This window comes from Burkholderia sp. FW306-1C-G01B (assembly GCF_058781685.1).
In genome coordinates, this window is record NZ_JBYSWZ010000001.1 from 477,547 (window position 1) to 492,667 (window position 15,121).

14 protein-coding genes, 1 pseudogene and 1 riboswitch are annotated in these 15,121 nt (G+C 62.9%); of the genes and pseudogenes, 9 read left to right on the plus strand and 6 right to left on the minus strand.

The features are described 5' to 3' along the window. The first annotated feature begins 210 nt into the window (after positions 1–210). A complete protein-coding gene (locus AC3WLY_RS02130; RefSeq protein WP_175960414.1) occupies positions 211–882 on the plus strand; it encodes a heavy metal response regulator transcription factor in 672 nt (223 codons plus the stop codon). Then, positions 879–2,297 (plus strand): heavy metal sensor histidine kinase, encoded by a 1,419-nt coding sequence (locus AC3WLY_RS02135; protein WP_175960412.1) that lies wholly within the window; start codon positions 879–881, stop codon positions 2,295–2,297. Before AC3WLY_RS02130 ends, AC3WLY_RS02135 begins: the two co-directional genes overlap by 4 nt. A gap of 26 nt (positions 2,298–2,323) precedes the next feature. Here AC3WLY_RS02135 and AC3WLY_RS02140 read toward each other — a convergent pair whose 3' ends face one another. Beyond that, a complete protein-coding gene (locus AC3WLY_RS02140; RefSeq protein ID WP_492310160.1) occupies positions 2,324–3,532 on the minus strand; it encodes an MFS transporter in 1,209 nt (402 codons plus the stop codon). Positions 3,533–3,879: 347 nt separating this feature from the next. Between AC3WLY_RS02140 and AC3WLY_RS02145 the strand changes: the two genes are divergently transcribed. The 3 genes from AC3WLY_RS02145 (at position 3,880) to AC3WLY_RS02155 (ending at position 6,239) form a co-directional block, all read left to right on the plus strand. Beyond that, entirely contained in the window at positions 3,880–4,626 is a 747-nt protein-coding gene (locus tag AC3WLY_RS02145) for an SDR family oxidoreductase (RefSeq protein WP_425130488.1), read from the plus strand. 150 nt (positions 4,627–4,776) lie between these two features. Further along, on the plus strand, positions 4,777–5,631 hold the full coding sequence (locus AC3WLY_RS02150; RefSeq protein ID WP_175960406.1) for a DJ-1/PfpI family protein: 855 nt from the start codon (positions 4,777–4,779) through the stop codon (positions 5,629–5,631). 125 nt (positions 5,632–5,756) lie between these two features. Then, positions 5,757–6,239, plus strand: a complete 483-nt coding sequence (locus AC3WLY_RS02155; RefSeq protein WP_175960404.1) for a YybH family protein — start codon at positions 5,757–5,759, stop codon at positions 6,237–6,239. Positions 6,240–6,294: 55 nt separating this feature from the next. On the opposite strand, the gene AC3WLY_RS02160 is transcribed toward AC3WLY_RS02155, so the two are convergent. The 4 genes and pseudogenes from AC3WLY_RS02160 to AC3WLY_RS02175 all read right to left on the minus strand — a co-directional run. After that, the gene (locus AC3WLY_RS02160; RefSeq protein ID WP_492310200.1) at positions 6,295–7,242 is read right to left on the minus strand and encodes a GlxA family transcriptional regulator; all 948 of its coding nucleotides are present in this window, start codon (positions 7,240–7,242) and stop codon (positions 6,295–6,297) included. Between the two features lie 235 nt (positions 7,243–7,477). After that, positions 7,478–9,991 carry an EAL domain-containing protein gene (locus AC3WLY_RS02165; protein WP_492310161.1) on the minus strand — a complete coding sequence of 838 codons (2,514 nt, stop codon included), beginning with the start codon at positions 9,989–9,991 and terminating at the stop codon, positions 7,478–7,480. Positions 9,992–10,730: 739 nt separating this feature from the next. After that, a complete protein-coding gene (locus AC3WLY_RS02170; RefSeq protein ID WP_310130700.1) occupies positions 10,731–11,660 on the minus strand; it encodes a hypothetical protein in 930 nt (309 codons plus the stop codon). 145 nt (positions 11,661–11,805) lie between these two features. After that, positions 11,806–12,022: pseudogene (locus AC3WLY_RS02175) on the minus strand (IS5/IS1182 family transposase); the annotation flags it as partial. A 20-nt stretch (positions 12,023–12,042) separates the two neighbouring features. On the opposite strand from AC3WLY_RS02175, the gene AC3WLY_RS02180 reads away from it, so the two are divergent. After that, complete coding sequence (locus AC3WLY_RS02180; protein WP_279610699.1) at positions 12,043–12,177, plus strand: hypothetical protein; 135 nt, start codon at positions 12,043–12,045, stop codon at positions 12,175–12,177. Between the two features lie 12 nt (positions 12,178–12,189). Continuing rightward, positions 12,190–12,591, plus strand: a complete 402-nt coding sequence (locus AC3WLY_RS02185) for a hypothetical protein (RefSeq protein WP_244137281.1) — start codon at positions 12,190–12,192, stop codon at positions 12,589–12,591. A 299-nt stretch (positions 12,592–12,890) separates the two neighbouring features. Here AC3WLY_RS02185 and AC3WLY_RS02190 read toward each other — a convergent pair whose 3' ends face one another. Next, on the minus strand, positions 12,891–13,349 hold the full coding sequence (locus tag AC3WLY_RS02190; RefSeq protein WP_310130691.1) for a MarR family winged helix-turn-helix transcriptional regulator: 459 nt from the start codon (positions 13,347–13,349) through the stop codon (positions 12,891–12,893). Positions 13,350–13,412: 63 nt separating this feature from the next. Here AC3WLY_RS02190 and AC3WLY_RS02195 point away from each other — a divergent pair, with 63 nt between their 5' ends. Together AC3WLY_RS02195 and AC3WLY_RS02200 are read left to right on the plus strand one after the other, a co-directional pair. Further along, positions 13,413–13,706 carry a DUF1330 domain-containing protein gene (locus tag AC3WLY_RS02195; protein WP_175960396.1) on the plus strand — a complete coding sequence of 98 codons (294 nt, stop codon included), beginning with the start codon at positions 13,413–13,415 and terminating at the stop codon, positions 13,704–13,706. 112 nt (positions 13,707–13,818) lie between these two features. Then, positions 13,819–13,995: riboswitch (yybP-ykoY riboswitch) on the plus strand. A gap of 73 nt (positions 13,996–14,068) precedes the next feature. Then, on the plus strand, positions 14,069–15,079 hold the full coding sequence (locus AC3WLY_RS02200) for a calcium:cation antiporter family protein (RefSeq protein WP_310130686.1): 1,011 nt from the start codon (positions 14,069–14,071) through the stop codon (positions 15,077–15,079). Positions 15,080–15,121 lie beyond the last annotated feature (42 nt).

The following is a 15,121-nucleotide window of genomic DNA, read 5'->3' on the forward strand; positions in this document are numbered from 1 at the left end:
GCTCCGGGGACAGGACGGCTGCAGCTTATCGCCGCCGCCGTGACGACGACATGGTCGAAACATGACAGGATTTTCATGAAACGCGGGCGAAGCGACGAGTCAGCACTTCATGAAAATTCCGTCATCCGCCGGTCATCTTTCGCGCACGCGCGGCACCGTAAGCTCAGGCGTTACACTGACCGGCTGGAACCACGGACAGCCTGCCTCACCATGCGGATACTGATAGTCGAAGACGAACCCAAGATGGCGTCGTACCTCCGGAAGGGGCTGATGGAGGCGAGCTACACGGTCGACATCGCGGAGAACGGCAAGGACGGGCTGTTCCTCGCGCTGCACGAGGATTTCGATCTCGTCGTACTCGACGTGATGCTGCCGGAGATGGACGGCTTCGAGGTGCTCCGGCGGCTGCGCGCGCAGAAGCAGACGCCCGTGCTGCTGCTCACGGCCCGCGAGGCGATCGAGGACAAGGTCGCCGGCCTCGAACTGGGCGCCGACGACTACCTGCTCAAGCCGTTCGCGTATGCCGAGTTCCTCGCGCGCATCCGCTCGCTGCTGCGCCGCGCGCCGCGCAACGTGCGCGACATCCTGAATGTGGCCGATCTCGAAGTCGACCTGATCAAGCGCCGCGTACGGCGCGCCGACCACCGCATCGACCTGACCGCGCAGGAATTCGCGCTGCTGCAACTGCTCGCGGAACGCGAGGGCGAAGTGCTGACGCGCACGTTCATCACGTCGCAGATCTGGGACATGAATTTCGACAGCGACACGAACGTCGTCGATGCGGCGATCAAGCGGCTGCGCGCGAAGATCGACAATGCTTACGACAGGAAGCTGATCCACACGATCCGCGGCATGGGTTACGTGCTCGAGGATCGTTCGTGACCGCCAGCCCGGCTTCGTATTCGCTGCTGCGGCGCCTGACGCTCGCGTTCGCCGTCGTCGCCGCGCTCGTGTTCGCGCTGACCGGCGCGTACCTCTATCGTTCGCTGTCCGCCGAACTGACGCGGCGCGACGACATCGAGATCTCCGGCAAGCTCAACCAGTTCCTGCAGCTCGCGCACGCGAGCGGATCGACAGCCGCGCTGCGCGCCGATCCGGCCGTGTTCCACGAGGTGCTGCTGTCGCATCCGGGCGTCTATCTCGGCATCTACGACGGGCAGAACCGCCCACTCGTCGAGCACACCGACGAAGCCGGCAATACGCTCGCCACGGTGATCGCCGCGCCGCATGCGGCCAGCGGAACCGGTAAACCCGGCGACCCGTTCACCTGCTCGCCGCCCGGCATCGGCGCGTCGCGCTGCGTCTATGCACGCGCCACGCTGCCGTCCGGCGAGGCGATCCAGGTCGCGCTCGCACGCACGGCGACGGATCGCCAGTCACTGCTCGAAAGCTATCGCGTCGACATCTGGCTCGCGGCCGCCGTCGGCGCGCTGCTGGTCGGCGCGCTCGGTTATGCGGTCGCGTCGCGCGGCCTGCGCCCGGTCGAGAGCCTCGGCCGGCAGACGTCGCTCATCGAGGCGCACAACCTGAACGCGCGCCTCGATGCGCGCGGCGGCCCGGTCGAGCTGCGCGAGCTCGCGACCTCGGTCAACCGGATGCTCGACCGTCTCGAACGCGCGTTCGTGCGGCTGTCGCAGTTCTCGTCCGATCTCGCGCACGACATGCGCACGCCGCTCGCCAACATGATCAGCTCGTCGCAGATCACGTTGTCGCGCGCACGCACGACCGAAGAATACGAAGCGCTGATCGATTCGAATATCGAGGAATGCGAACGGCTGCAGCGGATGATCGAGAACATGCTGTTTCTCGCGCGCACCGACAATGCGCGGCAGCACCTGAAAACCGCCGAACTCGACGCGGGCAGCGAACTGCGCCGGCTCGCGTCGTATTTCCAGGCACTGGCCGACGAGGCCGGCGTGCGCATCGACGTGCGCGGCAATGCGCCGGTCGTTGCGGACGCAACGCTATTCCGGCGTGCAGTCAGCAACCTCGCATCGAACGCGCTCGAACATGCGCAAGCCGCGTCGACGATCGAACTGGCCGTTTCCGTGCAGGCCGGTTACGCGGTCGTCGAGGTCACGAATCGCGGCGCCGCGATTCCGCCCGAACAGGTCGACCGGATCTTCGAGCGCTTCTACCGCATCGATTCGTCGCGGCACGGTGCGGCGCGGAACGCGGGGCTCGGGCTCGCGATCGTCAAGTCGATCATGGAACTGCATCGCGGCAAGGTCGAGGTCGCAAGCAGCGACGGACGCACGACGTTCGCGCTTTACTTTCCGCGCGGCACCGATAGTTAGTTTGGCAGTTCGCTGCCGGCTTGCGATCACCGCGCTTGCACGGCATCGAACGATCCGCGCAAGCGGACGAGCAGCGCAATGGTCGCCGCGCTGAACACCGCCCCCGCGTAGAACGTCGCCGCGGCGCCCGCCCTGTCCCACAGGATGCCGGCGACGACGCTCGATACGAGCGTCGCGACGCCGCTGAGCAGATTGAAAACGCCGAACGCCGTGCCTCTCAATTCGGACGGCGCGGCATGCGCGACCATCGTGGCGAGCAACCCTTGCGTCATCCCCATATGGAGCCCCCACAGCGCCACGCCGACGAGTACAGTTCCCCAGTGCGTGCCGTGCGCGAGCACGAGGTCGGCTGCGATCAGCATGACGAGTCCGGCCACCATCAGCTTCGTGTGGCTCGTCGTGTCGGCGAGCTTGCCGAACGGATAGGCCGACAACGCGTACACGACGTTCATCGCCACCATCACGAGCGGAACGAGCGCAACGGGTACACCGCTGCCCATCGCGCGCAGCACCAGGAAAGCCTCGCTGAAGCGGGCCAGCGCGAACACGGCACCGACGGCGACGACCCACCAGTAGCGCGCGCCGAGTTGCTTCACGACGTCGCGGCGGATCGGGTTGACGCGCTTGTCGCCCGGTGCGCGCGCCGGCTCTTCGATACCGAACGCGAGCAGCGCCACGGCCAGCATGCCCGGGATCACGGCCAGCCAGAACGCGAGGCGGAAGTCGTCGCGCCACATCAGCATGATGGCGACGGCCAGCAGCGGCCCGAGAAACGCACCCACCGTGTCGAGCGACTGCCGCAGCCCGTACGCGGCGCCGCGCAGGTGGACCGGCGTGACGTCGGCCACGAGCGCGTCGCGCGGAGCGCCCCGGATTCCCTTGCCGATCCGGTCGACGATCCGCGCCGTCACCACGACGCCGATCGTCGGCGCGATGGCGAACAGCGGCTTGCTGAGCGCGCCGAGTCCGTATCCGGCGACCGCCAGCCACTTGCGATTGCGCAGATAGTCGCTCAACGTGCCGGAGAACACCTTGACGACCGGCGCCGTCGCCTCGGCGATCCCCTCGATGACACCGATCGCGGTCGCGCTCGCGCCGAGCCCCGCCATCAGGAACATCGGCAACAGGCTGTGGATGATCTCCGACGATACGTCCATCAACAGGCTGACGCAGCCCAGTACCCAGACGCTGCGCGGGATCTGACGAAGAATGCCGGTCGACGATTCGGTCTGCATGGGTCGCTCTCGATTCGGGAATCCTGACACGGGACGCCACCGATACTACTGCGGGCCGGTGAAACGCGGCACACGGACGCGCCGACGTTAATAGAGAGTCAGGGGCTTCGCTTGGTTTTCGGATCAGCCGCCTGGCCCGGCATTGTTGCGCACGGCCGCCAGTAAACCGCAAGGTGAGTTCGTCATCAGGTTAAATTGAATGACGCATTTTGAGGGTTATACGACCTTTGAGCCATCCAATCCAGGTTTCATAATTTGCGCAGGTATCAAGCCGGAACACGTGCACGAACGCGATTGCACCTTGTGCCTCCGGTGTGATCAATCTCGAGAAAAGAAAGGAACGGAAGATGAGGCTCAAGAACAAGTCAGCTTTGATTACGGGCGGTACCAGCGGCATCGGTCTCGCGACCGCCAGGCTTTTCATTGCAGAAGGCGCCCGAGTTGCGGTTACCGGTCGCGACGATGCAGTGTTCGAGCGCGTGAAGGCCGAGCTTGGCGAGAATGCGTTGGTTCTCAAGGGCGATGTACGTTCGATCGAGGACATGCGAGCGATTGCCGCAGAGGTAAAAGAGCAGTTCGGCGGACTGGATGTCGTGTTCGCCAACGCTGGCTGGGCTTTCCCGTCCGCGGTCAACGACATCGACGACCACCTCTACAACGAGATCATGGACATCAACGTCAAGGGCGTGGTGTTCACGCTTCAAGCGGTTCTGCCGGACTTGCGAGAGGGCTCCTCAGTCATCCTCAACACATCGTTCGTCGCCCAGACCGGCAAGCATGGCATCTCGTTGACCGCAGCGGCGAAGGCCGCCGTGCGATCGCTTGCCCGTAGCTGGTCCCACGAGTTTCTCGATCGCAAGATCCGGTTCAACGCGATCGCGCCTGGCGGCACGGACACGCCCCTGCTCAGCAAGTGGGGGATGTCGGACGAGGATGTCCGCAACTTCAAAAGCGAGTTCGCGAAGACCATCCCGGTAGGCCATCTGGGAAAGGCAGAGGACATTGCCTACGCGGCGCTCTATCTCGCCAGCGACGAATCCTCCTACGTTGTCGGCAGCGAGCTGGTTGTCGATGGCGGCGCCTCGCAGCTTTAAGCCTGCGCGTTCCGATTCAAGAGCCCTGCACGTTCTTCCGGCTCATCCACACCTTGATCACACGTCCACCCGCATGCGTGTCGTGGTGGTTTTCAATCCGGCCCCAACCCTGTTGCGCACGGAGGGGCCGAAGCGCAAGGAGAAATGATCTTGACCGACAGCAGCGAAAAGAATGCCTACGGAAAGGCACTCACCGGAGCAGGCCGCTCGCGCCGCGATATTCTCAAGCTCGGCAGCATCGCCACGCTGGGCGCCGTGCTGGGTGGCGGAGCCCTGCTTGGCCACACCACGCCTGCTCTCGCGCGGGCCGCCAGCAACGGAGAACTTGCTCCGGATGACCCGCTCAACATTTTGATTGTCAATTACGACGGCGGGACGCTTCTCGACTTCGCCGGCCCCAGCGAAATTTTCCACCGGTTGCCGAATACGAACGTTCGCTATGCGAGCCTCAATGGGGGCAACGTGACCCTCGAATTCGGGGTCGTGTATGGCAAGACCGAACGACTGGCCGATATCGAAAAGACGGACCTGATTCTGGTGCCCGGCGGGTCCGATTTGACGGCGCCGATGCGGCCCGAGTATCAAGCGCAGATCCGGCGTTTGGCGGAAAGCGCCAAACATGTAACGTCGGTTTGCAACGGATCGCTGGTGCTCGCTGCGACGGGCATTCTCAAGGGCAAGCGAAGCGCCTGCCATTGGGCCTTCGTCAACAAGCTGTCCGAATATGGCGCGATCCCCGTGCCGGATCGGTTCGTGGAAGACGACAACGGCCGCTTCATGAGCGGCGGCGGCGTGACGGCGGGCATCGATTTCGCACTTCGCGTCGCAGAGAAGCTGCGCGGTCGGCAGGCCGCCGAATTCACGCAACTCGTGATCGAATACGATCCCGCTCCGCCGTTCCATTCCGGTCATCCCAGAGACGCACGGCCGGAAATCATCGCGATGGTCGACAAGGAACTGCCTGGTGCATCCAGGGGGCTCGCACGCATCCCTGGCGTTCGCTGAGATGCCCGCGGCCAATGTCGGTGGGACTTGCACGCGTTTCGATGAAGCCGCGGCCGACATCGCTTGCCTCACCTGCCCAAACTGGCGCAGCCCCTTCGATTCAAACCCTGATCGGAAATCCTCAAATGCAACAGATTCGTCGTTTTACTGCAGCCCTTGCAGCCTGCTCTACCTTTTTCGCGTTTGCGGTGCCAGCCATTGCCGGCGGCCCGCAGCCTCAAACCGAAGCGGCCATCAAAGCCGAAAACGCGCGATGGGCGGATGCCTTTGCGCGAGGGGACTATGACGCGATAGGCCGTCTGTATACGAAAGACGGCGCACTCCTGCCGCCCGGCGGCGACAGGGTGACGGGGGGCAGCGCGATTGCCGCGCACTTCGCCAACGGGTATGCCGGGGCAAAACCCGACACCGTATCGTTCAGCAATTACGAGTTCTACGGTAACGACCGGACCGTGACGGAGGTTTCGGATGCGGAAATCCGCGACCATGTTGGAAACCTCAAATACCGCGGTAAGCAGATCCTCCTCTTTCTGAAGGAGGGCGGCGCGTGGAAATTGCATCGCGACATCTGGAATGATTACGCTGCCCAGAAGTCCGATGGCCATTGAACGCCCCGCGATCCAGGTAGTCACGTACCGCGAGCGCCAATAGCCCGGCGCTCGATCAGCGCGCACTGTTCAATCTGCTCTCGCGCCGGATCGCCTGCGGAGGGTGGCCATACAGTTTGATAAAGGCCCTCCGCATGCGTTCCGGATCAGTGAATCCCACGGCCAGAGCAATTTGTTCGATGGGTTCACTACCGTCCTGCAGGCGCAGCCTCGCAGCTTCGACGCGCAAACGTTCGACCGCCTTGGCAGGTGTTTCCCCGGTTTCCCGACGAAACGCTCGTCCGAACTGCCTCGGACTCAATCTTGCCGCATCGGCGAGTCGCTCCACGGGTAGCGCTTCGGCCAGATGTTCTCTCGCGAAGTTCAGGGCGATGCGGATACGATCCGATTCAGGCTCCATTTGCGACATGGCAGAGAATTGGGACTGCCCGCCCGGTCGACGGTACGGAACAACCAGAAGCCTGGAAACAGCGCGCGCGACTTCCGCACCCATATCTCTTTCGATCAAGCCGAGCGCCAGGTCAATTCCGGAGGCAATGCCTGCCGACGTCCAGATGCGGCCGTCTACGATATAGATGCTGTCACCCTCGACCCGGGCGCGAGGGAAGCGGGACTGCAACAGCGCAGCGTACCGCCAGTGCGTGGTTGCTCTCAAGCCGTCCAGCAAGCCGGTTTCCGCAAGCAGAAACGCTCCCGTACACACGCTCGCCACCCGCGACGCCCTGGCGCACAATTTCCTGGCAGCGGCGATGTTCCCCGGTGTCTGCATCGGGCTGATATCACCGCCCACGAAAACGACGGTGTCAAACATGCGCCTTCCGACCGGCTTGGTTTCGATCGAAAGGCCGGTATTGCCACGTATCGGGCCCCCAGACTCCGAGAGGACATGAAGATCGTACGGAGTATGGCCAGCGGCTGTGGCCACCTGATTAAAGGCCGACAGTGGCCCCCCAAGATCGAGAGCGTCGTAGCCACTGCAAACAAAAAACCCGATTCGATGCATGACGGAGTCGTTGGCCAAATACCCTGAGAAGGCGTATTTTACGGACATCCCTCAAATCGTGCCATGCAGGCGGAAATGACGGAAAAACGTCATATGCCCCTCACCCACCAGCTGAAGTGTCATTGGAACGGTAACGACTTCGACCGATTACGCGCCGTGCGGCAGCCGGTCCGCACCGCATGCGTCAGTCAACCCGCCGGCGCGTGAACGCGCCGCGGCGCGCCCCGCGACCGGCTCACTCTGCCAGCAATTCAGCGCCGCGGCGCGACGAGATGCCGGCCAGCTGGTCGGCGGGCTGCGGCCGCGCGAACAGGAAGCCCTGCCCCTGGTGGCAACCGATCTCCTGCAGGAAGGCCAGCTGCTTTGCCGTCTCGACGCCCTCCATCACGACATCGAGCCCCAGCGCGCGCCCCATCGCGACGATCGCTCGCACGATCGCGTCGTCCGTGCTGCCCGAACCGCAGTCCGCGAGGAACGACTGATCGATCTTCAGCGTATCGACGGGCAGATCCTTCAGATACACCAGCGACGAATAGCCCGTACCGAAATCGTCGATCGCCAGGCTGATCCCCCGCGTCGCCAGTTCGCGCAGCAGGATGCCCATTTCCTCGCGGGTGTTCATCGCCATGCTTTCGAGCAACTCGAGCTGCAGGCATTCGGCCGGCAATGCGGTTTCGCTGAGAATGGTCGTCAGGTCGCTGAGGAAGTGGTCGGTAAAGCACTGCCGTGCCGACACGTTCACCGACACACGCCCGAACTCGAAGCCCTCGTCGAGCCAGCGACGCGCCTGCCGGCAGGCTTCGTGCAGCACCCACCTGCCGATCGGGACGATCAGCGCGGACCGCTCCGCCAGCCCGATGAAATCGCCCGGCGGCACCAGGCCCCTGCGCGGATGCAACCAGCGCAGCAGCGCCTCCACGCCGACGATCCGGCCGCTGGCCAGATCGTATTGCGGCTGGTAGAACAGGCGGAATTCATTCTGCTCGAGCGCGCGGTGCAACTCGCCGAGCGTCTCCAGCTGCTCGATCGCCGACGACGTCATCTTGCTCTCGAAGAACTGGAACACGTTCCTGCCGCGGCTCTTCGCGCCGTACATCGCCTGGTCCGCGAGCAGGATCAAGTCCTCCGCCTCGGTGCCGTCGTCCGGATAGATGCTGATGCCGATGCTCGGCGTCACGAAGATCTCGCGATCACCGATATCGATCGCCCGCCCCACTTCGTCCAGCAGCTTGCGCGCAACTCGCCCGACGTCGCGGACATCGTCGACCTCCTCGAGCACGAGCGCGAATTCGTCACCGCCCATGCGCGCCACCGTGTCGTTCGCGCGCACTTTCGCGACGATGCGCTCCGCGACCATCTTCAGCACCTCGTCGCCGGCGTTGTGGCCGAGCGTATCGTTGACCAGCTTGAAGCGGTCGAGATCGAGGTACATCACCGCGACCTTGCGACCGAGCCGCTTCGCGTGGACGATCGCGTGCGCGAGCCGCTCCTCGAACAGCATCCGGTTCGCGAGATTGGTGAGCACGTCGTGCGTGGCGAGATAGCCCAGCCGCTCCTCCGCCTGGCGCCGCTGCGTGATGTCGGAAAAGATCGCCGCGTAGTGGGAGATCTCGCCTTCGCTGTCGCGAATGCTGGTGATCGTCAGGTATTCGAGAAACAGCTCGCCGGTCTTGCGGCGATTCCAGATTTCGCCTTGCCAGTGGCCATCGGTCGTTAGCGAATGCCACAGCTGCTTGTAGAAATCGGGCGTCTGGCGCCCGGAACTCAGCAGGCCCGGGTTGCGCCCGATCACTTCGTCCTCGGTGTACCCGGTCAGGCGCGTGAAGGCCTGGTTGACGCGCTCGATCTTCGCGTGCCGGTCGGTCACCATGATGCCTTCGAGTGCCGATTCGAACACCCGGTCCGCCATGCGCAGGTTGAAGCGCGCGAGACCCAGCGCTTCGTCGCGCTCGCGCAAGGCGCTGCGCAGCTCGTTCGCGTATTCGTGCTCGATGCTCTGCAGCACATCCGCGAAACAGAGCAGCCCGGTCAGCCTGCCATCCTCGTCCTGGATGCCAACATGCCGCATATTGTGCTCGGTCATGAAGCGCTGCGCCGCATACAGGCTCTGCTTGGCGGTCAGCATCTGCAGCGGCTTGCTCGCATAGGCCCCGACCACACCTTGGGCCCCGCCGTCCGCCAAGAGCCGGACGATGTCCCGTTCGGTCAGGATGCCATGCTCGCCGTCGTCGTAGCTGACGAGGATCGCATCGAGCCGTTGCGCGCGCATCCGCGCGATGACTTCGTGCAGTGCGACCCGCTCGGGCACCACAACGGGCGGATGGACGCAGATCGATTCGATCGGCTTCAGGTGCAGGAAAAATTCCGGCCCCTGGTTCACGACGACGTCGGTCTGCGTCAGCACGCCGATCGCGGCGCCATCCCGGACCACCACGAAGTGCCGCACGCCCGACTGCTTGAACTTCATCGCGGCTTCACCCAGCGGCGTATCGGCCTCGAGCGTCAGCACCGGATGACTCATCACCTCGCTGACCGGCCTATCGAGTTCGCGCGGATCGTCGCCGGCCGACAGTGCATCATGCTCGGTCCAGATCCCGACGACCTCTTCATCCTGCATCACGACGATCGAGCTGCAACGTTCGGCGAACATGCGTCGCGCGACCTCCCGCACCGGCGTGGCGGGCGCGCAGGACAGAATCTGACGCGCAACGAGGCGCGCAATCGGAACATCGTAGCTGTTCGGATACATTCTCTAACCAAGACGAAAAATCCTCGCCGGCGCACGTCGATCCGGCAACCTTCGGGCTCGCCCGCGGCGGCAGGCAAGATACGATCTCACTTGCCCCGAATGGTTGCGTACTCATCGAACTCGCAAACGGGGAATCGACCCATCGCTTGAGGCGTCGTGGCGACGCGCGCGGCACTTTGACCCCGAGACCACGGCCGACGCCCCCTTGTCCGGCGAATCCACACGCCGGCGCACCGCCCTCTCAGGGGCAGCCGCCCTGAGTTAACGGCAGATTCGGACAAGAGTTGAGTGCCAGGACGACATCCGGGTTGCGCGGCGGCAAGTCGAGCGGCTGCGGGCAGGGTGACACGTGCCATCGTGTTCGGATCGACATCGCATGCTCCGCCGATCCCGCTCGCGGCGGGATCGACGCCGTCGGCGACTGCCGGGAAGTCTGGGCGATCGAGGCGAGAATATAGATCGGGCGGGAGAGCGCTTGCCGGCCAGTTCAGAGACGGTTTCAAAAAGGCCCAGTGAAGCTGTCAACTTTCGCGGCGAGCGGTTCGCCCCAGGCATTGGAGCAACCGGGATCGTGGAGATGGGCAAGCTCGTCATCGACGATGAATTGCCGACACTGATCGAGTCGTTACTACCGTCACCAGGCCGCAGCGCGAGAAGAACCCACGCCGCATGCCTGTTTCGAATCGCGCTGCGGCGGGCGGGCCCCACGCATGGTTACCTCGCCTGCCCGTGAGCCGACTTACGGAATCGGAACGGCTTGATCTTCCGGTTTGAAATGAAAATCGTAGTCGTCACTCATCGACTGCGGCGGGGTGATACGGACGATCGGGACGAAGCCGCCGTTGGTGACGTTGTAATAGTCTTTCTGATCCTTTTGCGCATTCGCGAGCGCTTGGCCACCGGGCTCCGAACCGTTCGCCACATAGAAGAACGATTGAATCGGTAGCTCTGCGGGATTGAGGTTTGCCGGCCACGCGGCGATCACGAGCTCATTGTGGTCGCGGAACTCGGTCTCGCCCAGTAGTTGCATTGCCCTGATCAACTGGTTAAATGCGCCAGTTGTATCACCAAAGGGTGAACCGTGCCGCACATCGAAACCGCATTGATAAAGGTTTCTATTACTTCCTGCAGGCGCCGCGTTCCAATCGTTCAACCATGCTTCAGCGGTAACGATTCCTTGCTGCTGACAAAGGACGCTCTGCGCAGGAAACGTCTGCGTCGGTCCGCACCCATGGTCCGTCGATCGGCGGTCGGTCCAGCCGTCCATGGGAAAAGCGCACAGTACCTCGAGCTTCGTTTTATCCGCCGGCCCCTTGTACGGGCCGAGAACCGGAAACAGCGTGAAGCCGTTCGAGCCGCCGTTCTTGAATCCGCCGAATTTTGCGTCTTTGCGAAGATAGGAAAACGAGACGCGACCGGTTGCCACGTCTTCAGGAGAAGGTTGCCACGAATAATAGCCTGGCCCCGGTACGGTTTCGCGAATGATGATACCGGTGCATAAAAATACGGGAGCGGTATTGCTGCCGCAGTCTCCGTGCGTATCCATGTATTGATGCCACATGTCGCGCGCCGTGTGGGCGGTTGCGGCGCTTAGCACCTCGGCGGCGTTGACCGAAGCGGCCCAGATAAATGTCGCGACGAAAGCAAGCCGATACAGCATCTTTCTCATCTATCTCCTCCACCTACTAAGCACTGGCTCTTTATGTTCGTCGTATCCATACGCCAGCATTTAATGGATGAACGGACGTTATTCCCAATCACTAAAGTGGGTAACTGTCATTTACGACAGTTGGGCACGATAGGTATTTGTGTCCTTAGAGACGGTCCCGTAAAGATCGGCCGGCCCGGTGAACGGTATTCCAGCAGATCAGGCCGCAGCCGAGTTCGAGGAACGCGCCGTGAATGCCGGTACGGTACCTCGCGATCACCGGCTCGATACCGCGATTGAGCAACGCTCGTCGATGTCGCTCGAAGTCTTAGCCGCGATCGGCGTAGGCCAAACGCGGTTCCGTGCAGCGGGTGGCCGCGCAATCGTGGAGTAGTATTCCCCCATGTCCAAGTCATTGCTCGGCCTCTGCGGCGCACCGCCAACCATCCGTGACGAGGGCGGCAAGCTCGTTAAAGGGTTTGGAAACCGCTTCAACGATACGTGTGGTGGCGTCGGCCGTGACAACGGCATTGATTGATGGGAATGCATCATGTCAGCTGATTGGAAGCACCGTGCCAGGCTATTTATCCAGCGTTTCTGGCAGCCGACCAGTGCATGTATGACCTGCATGCCGGGGAGCTGGGGCAGTATTACGAGCGTTGCCCACTGGACGATTGCATTTCATACAGGTCTGCTTACCGGGCTCCTGGCTGTACTTTTGACTTTCACGCCTGCGGCGAAACTCTACGAGCATCGATACGGCAATGCGCTGGTCGTTGGCTTCCTGACAACGCTAGGCGACGCCTACTCGCATACGAGTCACTACCGTATCCCCTATGTCGAGCACATCTTGACGGGTGCAATTTCAGGTCTCTTGACGCTGGTGGCCTCATATCTTTTCGAAGACCGCGCGCGACGCCTTCGGGCGGTATGGGCCCGAGTTTTCGGATAGCTTATCCGGTGACTTTCTGAACCCTCCTGGCCGAGCGGAAAGAGGCTCCCCGGTGTGGCTACGCTTCATGATTGGGCGACTGCGTATGGACAACGGGAGTTCGCGGCCGTTACATGCCCCAGCGTCAGGGTGCGGCCACGAGCGGTCATAGCCGTAAAGCGCAAAATGTTCTCCATAGCGGTCGTGGGTGGCGTCTATTTCGGACAAAAACAGTGCCCCACGCAGTGCACAATCCGGGATCGTCGCACGTTGATTAGCCTTTCCGATATTGTCTCGAGCCTCGTCGCTCCAGGGTCATGTTATGTCGACGAGGATTCTGCGGCCTTGGCCAGCTTCGCCATTGCCTTCCTTGCCGAACGAAGTTGTTCATCGCCCATCCGACGGGCGAGTTCCGCCTTGGCCCAATTCCACACCGGGAACGCGTCGACCATGAGTTGACGCCCCGATGTCGTCAGAACCAGCCGCTTTCCAGCGCGACCACGTCCGCCTGTCGCGCTGACCAAATCTCTGCTCTCCAGATTCTGAACATTCCGGCTGAGGGTAGTCGGATCGACCCCGGCACTATCGGCAAGCTCGACGAGCGTCGCCCCTTCGGCCGCACCGATCCCAACCAAGAGGCTGAATTGCTCGGCCGTCAGCCCGAGCGGCTTGAAACAGGCATTGTAGTAGCGCGTTAGTGCACGCGCCGTTGCACGAGCCTGGAAGCCCGGACACTCCGCTGCGACGTCTTTCAAAGATTCTGGATCAAAACCGTTCACGTCTACCTCGTTGACAGCACTATCCTTGCATAATAATGTATATGCATTATTAGTGAGGGCACAATGCCAGCATACGTACACGTCAACCTACGCGTCATCGACTCCGCCAAGCAGGCCGCGCTCGCCCCACGTTTTCAGGCGGCGCTAACAGAGGCGGGCGGGAAGATCCTGCATTTCGGTCCTGTTGCGCAGATTCTAGAGGGGGATGAGGCGCCGCTGCCGATGGCCGGCGTGTTTGAGTTTCCGACTCTCGCCCAGGCGCTGGCCTTCTACAATTCCGAGAGGTATGCGCCGATCAAGGCCGAACGTCGGGAAGCCCAGCAAGCGCGGATGTTCATAGTCGAAACGCACTCGTGAGTGACCGCTTTCGGAAGGCGTGACGGTCCAGATTGGGTCGAACCGCGACATCCGCGAAAAACCATTCTTTCGAAACGAAGGCTTGTCGAAAGAAATCCGCTCCGCTAGACTGCTCTTCGTCTTTGGGGAGTAGCCTGCTTTCCGCCCCGCGGAAAGCGAACGCGTCAACACACTCGGCTTTCGGCCGTGGCGCGTTCGGCCGATTCGGTCTGGCGAGACCATGGGCACATCGCGTCGTTCCTGGTCGGACGTCGGCGGATGTGCCATGGTTCGTCAGCGTCCGACCACGGAGTCCCCATGTTCCTCCCAGCCGTTCCCCCGCGCCCCATCGCCCGCTACGCACCAGCCTGCGGAGGTGCCGCATGACTTTCATGTTCGTCGAACTGGCGTTCATGCTGATCGTGATCCTCGTGGCCGCCGAACTCTTCACCAATGCGCTCGAACATCTCGGCGAACGTCTGAAGATTTCCGAAGGCGTGACCGGTTCGCTGTTCGCGGCCGTCGGCACCGCGCTGCCCGAAACGATGGTGCCGCTGCTCGCGCTGGCCGGCGGCACGGCGAACCAGGCGGTGAACGAGGAAATCGGCGTCGGCGCGATTCTCGGCGCGCCGCTGATGCTCGCGACGCTCACCACCTTCCTGATGACGCTCGCCGTGATCCGCTCGCGCGGCCTGCGCGGCACGATCGCGCCCGAACGCACGGGTTTCGTGCGCGACATGAACTACTTCCTGGCCGCGTTCTCGCTGGCGACCGCGGCGATGTTCGTCCCGCATCACGACTGGGCCGTGCGCGCGCTGCTTTCCGCGATGCTGGTCGGCATCTACGCGATGTACGTCGTGATGACGTTCCGCGCGTCGAACCAGCTCGTCGATGCCGGGCACGGCACCGAGGCGCCGCATACGATGTTCCTGGCGCGCACGGGCCTGCCGACCAACCTGGCGACCATCGCGCTGCAGTTGCTGCTCGGCGTCGCGCTGCTGGTCGGCGGTGCGAAGGGCTTCATTCACGGCGTGGAGGGCGTGTCGCACGTGCTCGGTATATCGGCGCTGCTGCTGTCGCTGATCATCGTGCCGATTGCCACGGAATTGCCAGAGAAGGTCAACAGCGTGCTGTGGATCCGCCGCAAGAAGGATACGCTCGCGTTCGGCAACATCACCGGCGCGATGGTGTTCCAGGGCACGTTGCTGCCGGCGATCGGCATCATGCTGACGCCGTGGGAACCGCGCCTCGAAGTGCTGACCGGCGTGATCATTACGCTCGCGGCGGCGGCGTGGCTGCGCGTCAATGCCCGCCCGCGCGGGCTCGCGATCTGGGCGTTGCTGGCGAACGGCGCGGGTTATGTGGTGTATCTGTTCCTGACGCTGGCGCGCTGACGCCGGAATCGGGCGCATTGCCCGATACGCGCACACGCGCGG

Coding starts and splice junctions, on each gene's coding strand:
- AC3WLY_RS02130 (WP_175960414.1), top strand. CDS start 211: ATGCGGATACTGATAGTCGAAGACGAACCCAAGATGGCGTCGTACCTC.
- AC3WLY_RS02140 (WP_492310160.1), bottom strand. CDS start 3,532: ATGCAGACCGAATCGTCGACCGGCATTCTTCGTCAGATCCCGCGCAGC.
- AC3WLY_RS02145 (WP_425130488.1), top strand. CDS start 3,880: ATGAGGCTCAAGAACAAGTCAGCTTTGATTACGGGCGGTACCAGCGGC.
- AC3WLY_RS02155 (WP_175960404.1), top strand. CDS start 5,757: ATGCAACAGATTCGTCGTTTTACTGCAGCCCTTGCAGCCTGCTCTACC.
- AC3WLY_RS02160 (WP_492310200.1), bottom strand. CDS start 7,242: ATGCATCGAATCGGGTTTTTTGTTTGCAGTGGCTACGACGCTCTCGAT.
- AC3WLY_RS02165 (WP_492310161.1), bottom strand. CDS start 9,991: ATGTATCCGAACAGCTACGATGTTCCGATTGCGCGCCTCGTTGCGCGT.
- AC3WLY_RS02170 (WP_310130700.1), bottom strand. CDS start 11,660: ATGAGAAAGATGCTGTATCGGCTTGCTTTCGTCGCGACATTTATCTGG.
- AC3WLY_RS02180 (WP_279610699.1), top strand. CDS start 12,043: ATGTCCAAGTCATTGCTCGGCCTCTGCGGCGCACCGCCAACCATCCGT.
- AC3WLY_RS02185 (WP_244137281.1), top strand. CDS start 12,190: ATGTCAGCTGATTGGAAGCACCGTGCCAGGCTATTTATCCAGCGTTTC.
- AC3WLY_RS02195 (WP_175960396.1), top strand. CDS start 13,413: ATGCCAGCATACGTACACGTCAACCTACGCGTCATCGACTCCGCCAAG.
- AC3WLY_RS02200 (WP_310130686.1), top strand. CDS start 14,069: ATGACTTTCATGTTCGTCGAACTGGCGTTCATGCTGATCGTGATCCTC.